The following is a 9,330-nucleotide window of genomic DNA, read 5'->3' as shown; positions in this document are numbered from 1 at the left end:
CATTGAGCATTGATGCGCCTGAACTGGTTAATATCTACCAGCATGATACAAAAATCTTTAACGACAGGGCGAGATAATAATGATTCAACACTGTTGAAAAAGTAGCGACGGTTATAAATATTGGTTAGCACATCATGGTTCGCCAGTTTGCTGGAGAGTTGAATTTCCTGAAAAATGCTATAAATCAGGAATGAAACAACAAACAACTTACTGGAAACTTCAATTCCTCGGCTAATATACCAGATGCTGTAATTATATTCATCCAGAGCCAGTAGTAACAAATTGCAGCAGAGTGAGGCCAGGCATAACAACGCAATTGATGGCCAAAGTTCGCTTGCTAAACGTGTTCGCATAATAATAAAAAACAGCAAAAATGCCCATAGATAAACCAGAAGTTTGGTGTAATTAATTCCCCAGGCTGCTGTATTATCCTCCGGGGAGTAATCAGCAATATATAATGAATAGTTGGGATTATAACTGCTTAAATTATGTGCCAGAAAAGGGAAAAACATAAAAGGTATCAGTGCCAGCAACAGAATACATATTTTTTTCTTATTATTCGTCAAAATGCTGTTACTGCTATAGCAGCAGAGTGCCAGTGCAGTTAAGAAGATAAAACTCAGTTGGCGGAACAGATAGAAGATAGAAATGTCATTTGATTTGGTCTGGATCAGCGTACTATCATTAATAGGTTTATGAATAATGACAATGGTCTCAATTAAATAAAAGAGACCACTTAAAAATGCAAGGCTTAGGATCAGTGTTGGTAAAATATTTTTATTAATGTAATATCTCATTAACATGAAGAGGAATATGACGGAGTTGAGGAAAAATAAAGCCACAACAACCATCAGATAATTCATCTGCGGAATGAGTTTTACATTGGTGTTTTCGTTATATAACGTGGTGATACAAAATAAAATCAACGTCAATAGTAAGCTGAAAATAAAAAAGCTTTTCGCTTTTAATTGTTGTGTACCCATAGAAACCACTATGAAGGAGAGCAGTATGAGAAAAGAATTCTATTGATGTGAAGAAAAATAATTTTGACCAAGATCAAATATAACCATCAGTAAAGAACTATTAAACAATGCATCAAGAGAAAATACAGAACTCATAAAATAACATTTGCAAATAGTTTTGTGTGAAATTATTTTTTGTAAACCAAAGGCGTAATATCCGAAGTAAACGTAAATTATCGTATATTATAATGCGATATATTTACAGTGAACTAAAAATCAGTCAGGAGATAATCCCCTGACTGATTTTTTTATTCTTTACTGGTGGTATTTTGTTTATGGAACAGCTCGCGGAACACTGGATAAATATCGTCCTGATCGCGAATATGTTGCATAGCAAAGTTTTCGAAGGTGGATTGTAGGTGTTCATATTCCCGCCACAATGTTTGATGAGCACGGCGGGTGATTTCGATATAGCTGTAATAACGAACAACGGGGAGTAATTTTTTCGCCAGGATTTCATGACAAAGCGGAGAGTCATCGGCCCAGTTGTCGCCATCTGATGCTTGTGCGGCATAGATATTCCACTGCGCCGGGTTATAACGCTCTTTTACCACTTCATCCATCAATTTCAGTGCGCTGGAAACGATAGTGCCGCCGGTTTCCTGCGAGTAGAAAAATTCATGTTCATCGACTTCTTTTGCCTGAGTATGATGGCGAATATAAACCACTTCCACATTTTTGTATGTTCTGCTCAGGAACAGATACAACAGAATATAAAAACGTTTAGCCATATCTTTGGTGGATTGATCCATCGAGCCGGAAACGTCCATCAGACAAAACATTACTGCCTGGCTGGAGGGATCGGGGCGTTTTTCGTAATTCTTGTAGCGTAAATCGAAGGTGTCGATAAAGGGGACCCGTTCAATCTTTGCACGCAATTCGGCAATTTCTTTGCGCAGTCGTTCTTCCTCCAGCAATTGCACAGGTTCACTGTGACTGATTATGGCTAAATTTTCTTCCAGTGCATGGAGTTCCCGGCGCTTACCCGCCGTCATCGCCGTGCGTCGCGCCAGTGAATTTTGCAATGAACGCACCACGCTAATATTAGCGGGAACGCCGTTCGCAGTATAACCCGCGCGATGCGTTTTATATTCTGTCAATTGGCGTTGTTGGTTCTGTTTTAGATTCGGTAAGGCTAAATCTTCAAACAGCAGGTCGAGATATTCATCTTTGGAGATTTGGAAAACAAACTCATCCTGACCTTCACCATCCTGGCTGGCTTGTCCCTGACCGCTGCCAGAACCGCCGCCGCCCCCCTGGGGGCGCTCAATTCGGTCATTCTGAACAAAATGATCGTTACCCGGATGAACACGATGGCGCAGGCCGCCGCGTCCCTGATGAAACATCGGTTCACTAATATCTTCCGTTGGAATGGATACGGATTCACCGCTGTCGACGTCAGTCACCGAGCGCTTATTAATGGCTTCGGAGATCGACTGTTTAATTTGCGCTTTATAACGGCGTAAAAAACGCTGGCGATTCACCATGCTTTTGTTTTTGCCGTTCAGACGCCGGTCAATAAACCAGGTCATATGCCCCCCGTACTGCATTTGCCAACTGTATGCTACGCCTGTGTCGCCGCTCATATGGCCCACGGTTCGCTGTCGTTGTCAGCCCAGCAGCAACGCCACCGGGCCATTGTCATTAAGACGATTTACGTACGCGCAAATACCATTCGCACAGTAAACGCACCTGTTTACGGGTGTAGCCTTTTTCCATCATACGATCGACAAAATCGTCGTGTTTCTTCTGCTCATCAGTCGATGTTTTGGCATTAAATGAAATGACCGGTAGCAACTCTTCGGTATTGGAGAACATTTTCTTCTCAATAACCGTGCGTAGTTTTCCGTAGCTGGTCCAGTTCGGATTGCGTCCGCTATTATTCGCTCTGGCGCGCAGCACAAAGTTGACGATCTCATTACGAAAATCCTTCGGATTACTGATTCCCGCGGGTTTTTCGATTTTTTCCAGTTCAGCATTCAGCGACTCGCGGTCAAATAACTGACCGGTATCCGGGTCGCGATACTCCTGATCCTGAATCCAAAAATCCGCATAGGTAACATAACGGTCGAAAATGTTCTGCCCATACTCGGAATAGGATTCAAGATAAGCAGTCTGGATCTCTTTGCCGATAAACTCGGCATATTTCGGGATCAAGTAACCTTTCAGAAACTCCAGATAACGTTCTGCCTGCTCTTGCGGGAATTGCTCGCGCTCAATTTGTTGCTCAAGAACGTAGAACAGATGGACCGGGTTAGCCGCCACTTCCACGTGATCGAAGTTGAACACGCGAGAGAGGATCTTAAATGCGAAACGCGTGGACAGGCCGTTCATCCCTTCATCGACGCCGGCGTAATCTCGATATTCCTGATACGATTTGGCTTTCGGGTCGGTGTCTTTCAGGCTTTCACCATCATAAACGCGCATCTTTGAATAAATGCTCGAGTTTTCCGGCTCTTTCAGACGTGAAAGAATGGAAAAGCGTGACAGTGTTTCCAGCGTGCCGGGCGCGCATGGGGCATGTGTTAGTTCACTGTGATTTAGCAATTTCTCGTAGATTTTGATCTCTTCGGAAATGCGTAAGCAATATGGAACCTTCACGATATAAACACGGTCGAGAAAGGCTTCGTTGTTTTTATTATTACGGAAAGTCACCCATTCAGATTCGTTCGAGTGGGCGAGAATAATTCCGTTAAACGGCAGGGCGGAAATACCTTCCGTCCCGTTGTAGTTGCCTTCCTGGGTCGCGGTCAGTAGTGGATGCAGCACTTTAATTGGTGCTTTAAACATTTCGACGAACTCCATGATCCCCTGGTTGGCGCGGCACAGAGCACCGGAATAGCCGTAGGCGTCTGGATCGTTCTGGGCGTAGTGTTCGAGTTTACGAATATCGACTTTCCCTACCAGTGCTGAGATATCCTGGTTGTTCTCATCGCCCGGTTCGGTTTTGGCGATAGCTATTTGCTGCAGAATGGACGGCCAGACTTTCACTACACGGAATTTAGTAATATCGCCGCCAAATTCATGCAGGCGTTTCGCGGCCCACGGTGACATGATCGTGCCGAGATAGCGCCGAGGGATACCGTACTCTTTTTCCAGAATCTGGGCATCTTCCTGCGGATTGAACAGACAGAACGGATGATCGTTGACCGGACTGCGCTCACCGTTGGCGCTTAATACGTAAATAGGCACGAGCTGCATTAATGATTTCAGTCGCTCAGCAAGCGATGATTTACCCCCACCCACAGGCCCCAGCAAGTACAGGATTTGTTTCTTCTCTTCCAGCCCCTGAGCCGCGTGTTTCAGATATGAGACAATCTGTTCAATCGCGTCTTCCATGCCGTAAAACTCTTCAAACGCCGGATAGCGAGCAATAACCCGATTAGAGAAGAGCCGAGAAAGTCTGGGTTCCTGGGCTGTATCGACCATGACCGGCTCACCAATAGCCATCAATAGCCGCTCAGCCGCATTGGCATAAGCACTGCGATCTTGCCGACAAGTGGTAAGAAACTCCTGCAGTGTGAACTCTTCGTCCTTGGCAGCCTCATATCGCTGGCGATAGTGATCGAATATATTCATGGTATGCCGTCCTTTCGTTTTTTAGCACTGGTTAAGAGCCGTTCATATGAATAGTAGAGGCTCCCGGAAGAGGTAAACTGAACGACGTCTCTTGCTAAAACACAGCAACTCTCATGCCATCGTGAGAACAACGTGCCCGGTGATACACCTTCAAAATTAAGCGTAGATGGAAATTACGAAACTTGCCTGCGCGGCTTTCTGGTTTTCAATGGCATATCAACAACTCATCCATAAAAATTGCATAACTAATGTAAAGAATATTGTCGTCGGTAATGAAATATTTATTCAGGTGTAAACCCGATGTCATCGGCGTCAGGAAAATTAAACAGTTACATTGTGAAATTAATACGCAAAAGGGTTGGGTTTCGATGTATTGACGGGTAAACTTTGTCGCCCGCTAAACATTTGTTTAAGGAATGATTAATTGTGAGCAAGCTCAAACTTCTGGCACTTGGAGTACTTATCGCGACGTCTGCAGGCGCAGTACATGCGGAAAGTAATTTCTCTCTGGGCGCAGGTGTCGGTGTCGTTGAACACCCTTATAAGGATTACGACACCGATGTTTACCCGGTACCAGTAATCAACTATGAAGGCGATAACTTCTGGTTCCGTGGCCTGGGTGGGGGATACTACCTGTGGAATGATGCAACGGATAAACTATCAATTACCGCTTATTGGTCGCCGCTCTACTTCAAAGCGAAAGACAGCGACAATTACCAGCTACGTCATCTGGATGATCGTAAGAGCACTATGATGGCGGGTCTGTCTTACGCTCACTTTACCCAGTACGGCTACCTGCGTACCACTCTGGCTGGCGATACGCTGGATAACAGCAACGGTATGATCTGGGATATGGCCTGGTTGTACCGTTACACCAATGGCGGTCTGACCGTGACACCGGGTATCGGTGTGCAGTGGAACAGCGAAAACCAGAACGAATACTATTACGGTGTATCACGCAAAGAGTCCGCGCGCAGTGGGCTGCGTGGCTATAACCCGAATGATAGCTGGAACCCATATCTGGAGCTGAGCGCCAGCTACAATTTCCTCAACAACTGGAGTGTTTACGGCACCGCGCGTTACACCCGTCTGTCTGATGAAATTACCGACAGCCCGATGGTGGATAAATCCTGGACGGGTCTGATTTCTACCGGGATCACCTACAAATTCTGATAGTGCCTCTTTTCAGGGCATTTTATGCACAAAAAACAGGGCGTCACGCCCTGTTTTGCATTACGGTGATGCGTAACTTAACGTTTGGCAACGCGAATCGATTGGGCCAGGTGGGAAGGTCTCTCTTTGGTGACTTTTTGAGTTTCTGAGGCATAAGCCGTTTCTACGCAGACGAAAGTTTTGTAGCCATCATCCGGCATATCGCTCATGCTGACAGAAAGCGCCGGGCCAGGGTTCCAGCCAACGACGTTCAGATGATGCTGATGGCCTACGGCAATAATACGATTCAACGCTTCGTCATTAATCACACTGCAATCTTGCGGATTCAGATATACGCGGTCGGTACGATCCGGGAATGTCTGAATACCATCAGCCAGCGAGCCTTCCTCCGCCTTATTTACTTTATCAATGAAACGATCGCCCAGGCCGCTGACGCTGACCTTAGCAATATCACCCACGTTAAAATAGGTATGCAGGGCTGAGGTAGTTTCAAATTCGCCATGTGCTTCAAGATCGATTTCACAGACTTTACCCACGCGGAAATGTGCTAACAGCGTAAAGTCGTGCGGCCAATATTTTTTCGTCTCTTCGCTTTGTGTCAGTTCAAAAGTCAGTGCCACACCATTGGTATCTTCATTATTCGATTTCAGCGTCCACGGCAGGTTACGGGCAAAACCGTGTGCAGGCAGGCCTTGCTGTGCCGCCGGGCCAAACCACGGCCAGCAAACCGGCACGCCGCCGCGAATGGCGACACCATTTTTAAACGGGGTATTGTTGCTCAACCACAGAACGTCTTCCTCACCCGCAGGTTTCCATGAGAGAAGATGTGCGCCCTGTAATGCAAAAGAGGCTTTTACCTGGGGATGATCGACCACAATGAGGTCCAGTTCATCCAGTTTACGACGGGAGAGGACAGGGGAGATTTGTTCGATGACCGGAAGGGCAAAAATTTTCTTAATCATGACGCAGTCCTTTAACTTCATTTCATCAGCTAAAAAAAAGAGCGACCGAAGTCGCTCTTTTTAGATCACAGTGTCATCTCAACTTATTTGGAGATGTGAGCAATCAGGTCCAGAACTTTGTTGGAGTAACCGGTTTCGTTGTCGTACCAGGATACCAGTTTCACGAAGTTGTCGTTCAGAGCAATACCCGCTTTAGCATCGAACACGGAAGTGCAAACTTCGCCGTTGAAATCGGTAGATACTACGTCATCTTCGGTGTAGCCCAGAACGCCTTTCATTTCGCCTTCAGCAGCGGCTTTAACGGCAGCTTTAATCTGCTCGTAAGTTGCCGCTTTTTCCAGACGAACGGTCAGATCAACAACGGATACGTTCGGAGTCGGAACGCGGAACGCCATACCAGTCAGTTTGCCGTTCAGTTCCGGCAGTACTTTACCTACAGCTTTAGCCGCACCGGTAGAGGACGGAATGATGTTCTGGGAAGCGCCACGGCCGCCGCGCCAGTCTTTGTGAGACGGGCCGTCAACGGTTTTCTGAGTAGCGGTAGTCGCGTGAACGGTGGTCATCAGACCTTCGATGATGCCGAAGTTATCGTTGATAACTTTAGCCAGCGGAGCCAGGCAGTTGGTGGTGCAGGAAGCGTTGGAAACGATGTCCTGGCCAGCATATTTGTCGAAGTTAGCGCCTTTAACGAACATCGGAGTGCTGTCTTTAGACGGACCAGTCATAACCACTTTTTTCGCACCAGCAGTGATGTGCTTACGTGCGGTTTCGTCGGTCAGGAACAGACCAGTTGCTTCAGCGACAACGTCAACACCAACTTCGTCCCATTTCAGGTTAGCCGGATCACGTTCAGCGGTAACACGGATTTTTTTACCGTTAACGATCAGATGACCGTCTTTCACTTCAACGGTACCGTCGAAACGACCGTGAGTGGAGTCATATTTCAGCATGTATGCCATGTAATCAGCGTCTAACAGGTCGTTGATTGCAACGATCTCGATGTCAGAACGTTTCTGAGCAGCACGGAAAACAATGCGACCGATACGGCCAAAACCGTTGATACCTACTTTGATAGTCATATATTCCACCAGCTATTTGTTAGTGAATAAAAGGTTGCCTGTAAAATTACAAAAACCTTACGCAGCGTCAAGCGGAATCGTGTCAATCATTGCGACAAATCAATCCTGTGCCTAAGCATTATGCGACTGACTCGCCTCACTCTTCCTTTGGGCTTGAGACCACATGGGGGCGGCGCCCCGAATTTTAAAGGGCAGTTGTGATAAAAATGTGATTTTTATCACAATTCAGGCGCAGCCATTTCGCTGAGATCAAGTTTAGAACAAAATTTTGCCAGATGGTGTTAATGTTTTGTTAGTATTGGTCACGTAATGTGAGCGTGACTAAAGAGAGATGTGAGCAAATGGCTAACAAACCTTCTGCAGAAGAACTGAAAAAAAATTTGTCCGAGATGCAGTTTTACGTGACGCAGAATCACGGGACGGAGCCGCCATTTACTGGTCGTTTATTGCATAACAAGCGTGACGGCGTTTACCACTGTTTGGTCTGCGATACTCCTCTGTTTCACTCCCAGTCTAAATATGATTCTGGCTGCGGCTGGCCGAGTTTCTACGAGCCAGTGAGTGAGAAATCTATTCGTTATATCAAAGACTTGTCACACGGTATGCAGCGTATTGAGATTCGTTGCGGTAACTGTGATGCCCATTTGGGCCACGTCTTCCCCGATGGGCCACAGCCAACAGGTGAACGGTATTGTGTTAACTCGGCATCATTGCGCTTTACCGATGGCGAAAACGGCGAAGAAATTAACGGTTGAAAAAACGATTCAGCAACTTATTCCACAGGAGCGGAAAAATTATGAATCTTGATGATATTATCAACAGCATGACGCCAGAGATTTATCTGCGTTTATCGACCGCCGTTGAACTGGGAAAATGGCCCGATGGCGTTGCGCTGACCGAAGAACAAAAAGAGAACTGTCTACAACTGGTGATGCTGTGGCAAGCCCGCAATAATACCGAAGCACAGCATATGACAATCGACACAAACGGTCAGATGGTCATGAAAAGCAAACAGCAATTGAAAGAGGATTTTGGTATCTCGGCGAAGCCGATTGCCATGTTTAAGTGAGTGAATTGTCCCCTGTATCGATAATTGATAAAGGGGATCGCCTGATACTTATTACCCGACTGATCGCTGATTTTGTTTGTCTTCTTAAATATTTCCGATAGCCTTTAAGTCCTCTGAAACTCATTTTTCGTTAAGCATGGATTACTCCTGAATTTTTCTTTTTCGCATATCCTTATTGAAGGGCTCTATTTCAGGAGGTAATCATAAAAGCGTTTTTGCGGGTAAAGGTTTTTTAGTACTCGGTGATACCAGAGGATGAGAGGAGCGGTAAAACGTATCCTGCAACAGGACGTTATCTTTATGAATTCCGAATTGTACAGTTGTCGCCATTGATAGCGTGTAACAGGATAGAACGACTCGTTAGAATGCGACGGTGCAGAACGCGTTAATCACGCTTCAGGGTATGACGGTAGTGTGGCAGGGGGATTTGTAGGAGTAGTACGCAT

Annotated in this window: 8 protein-coding genes; 3 read left to right on the top strand and 5 right to left on the bottom strand. The window is 45.9% G+C overall.

Going from position 1 to position 9,330, the window contains the following annotated elements:
* The 3 genes from EA14781_RS20750 to yeaG all read right to left on the bottom strand — a co-directional run.
* Positions 1-992: MASE4 domain-containing protein (locus tag EA14781_RS20750; RefSeq protein ID WP_148934800.1), on the bottom strand; the 992-nt coding region annotated here is incomplete at its 3' end.
* Between the two features lie 278 nt (positions 993-1,270).
* Complete coding sequence (locus EA14781_RS20745; protein ID WP_000219677.1) at positions 1,271-2,554, bottom strand: YeaH/YhbH family protein; 1,284 nt, start codon at positions 2,552-2,554, stop codon at positions 1,271-1,273.
* 112 nt (positions 2,555-2,666) lie between these two features.
* On the bottom strand, positions 2,667-4,601 hold the full coding sequence (gene yeaG, locus EA14781_RS20740) for a protein kinase YeaG (RefSeq protein ID WP_001019883.1): 1,935 nt from the start codon (positions 4,599-4,601) through the stop codon (positions 2,667-2,669).
* A 426-nt stretch (positions 4,602-5,027) separates the two neighbouring features.
* Between yeaG and EA14781_RS20735 the strand changes: the two genes are divergently transcribed.
* Positions 5,028-5,774 (top strand): MipA/OmpV family protein, encoded by a 747-nt coding sequence (locus EA14781_RS20735; protein ID WP_000040215.1) that lies wholly within the window; start codon positions 5,028-5,030, stop codon positions 5,772-5,774.
* A 77-nt stretch (positions 5,775-5,851) separates the two neighbouring features.
* Here EA14781_RS20735 and EA14781_RS20730 read toward each other — a convergent pair whose 3' ends face one another.
* Both EA14781_RS20730 and gapA read right to left on the bottom strand, forming a co-directional pair.
* Positions 5,852-6,736: a D-hexose-6-phosphate mutarotase gene (locus EA14781_RS20730; protein ID WP_002462275.1), complete on the bottom strand. Its 885-nt coding sequence runs from the start codon at positions 6,734-6,736 to the stop codon at positions 5,852-5,854.
* 83 nt (positions 6,737-6,819) lie between these two features.
* On the bottom strand, positions 6,820-7,815 hold the full coding sequence (gapA, locus tag EA14781_RS20725) for a glyceraldehyde-3-phosphate dehydrogenase (protein ID WP_002462274.1): 996 nt from the start codon (positions 7,813-7,815) through the stop codon (positions 6,820-6,822).
* A gap of 341 nt (positions 7,816-8,156) precedes the next feature.
* On the opposite strand from gapA, the gene msrB reads away from it, so the two are divergent.
* Both msrB and EA14781_RS20715 read left to right on the top strand, forming a co-directional pair.
* A complete protein-coding gene (msrB, locus tag EA14781_RS20720; protein WP_001284623.1) occupies positions 8,157-8,570 on the top strand; it encodes a peptide-methionine (R)-S-oxide reductase MsrB in 414 nt (137 codons plus the stop codon).
* 41 nt (positions 8,571-8,611) lie between these two features.
* Positions 8,612-8,884 (top strand): YeaC family protein, encoded by a 273-nt coding sequence (locus EA14781_RS20715; protein ID WP_002462272.1) that lies wholly within the window; start codon positions 8,612-8,614, stop codon positions 8,882-8,884.
* Positions 8,885-9,330 lie beyond the last annotated feature (446 nt).

It is taken from the genome of Escherichia albertii NBRC 107761 = DSM 17582 (assembly GCF_000759775.1).
In the GTDB taxonomy this organism is placed as follows: domain Bacteria; phylum Pseudomonadota; class Gammaproteobacteria; order Enterobacterales; family Enterobacteriaceae; genus Escherichia; species Escherichia albertii.
This window is presented reverse-complemented; position numbering and strand designations above follow the sequence as displayed.

What these genes read in the sequence shown, in the direction of transcription:
- EA14781_RS20745 (WP_000219677.1), bottom strand. Translation starts at nt 2,554, where the DNA reads ATGACCTGGTTTATTGACCGGCGTCTGAACGGCAAAAACAAAAGCATG.
- yeaG (WP_001019883.1), bottom strand. Translation starts at nt 4,601, where the DNA reads ATGAATATATTCGATCACTATCGCCAGCGATATGAGGCTGCCAAGGAC.
- EA14781_RS20730 (WP_002462275.1), bottom strand. Translation starts at nt 6,736, where the DNA reads ATGATTAAGAAAATTTTTGCCCTTCCGGTCATCGAACAAATCTCCCCT.
- gapA (WP_002462274.1), bottom strand. Translation starts at nt 7,815, where the DNA reads ATGACTATCAAAGTAGGTATCAACGGTTTTGGCCGTATCGGTCGCATT.
- msrB (WP_001284623.1), top strand. Translation starts at nt 8,157, where the DNA reads ATGGCTAACAAACCTTCTGCAGAAGAACTGAAAAAAAATTTGTCCGAG.
- EA14781_RS20715 (WP_002462272.1), top strand. Translation starts at nt 8,612, where the DNA reads ATGAATCTTGATGATATTATCAACAGCATGACGCCAGAGATTTATCTG.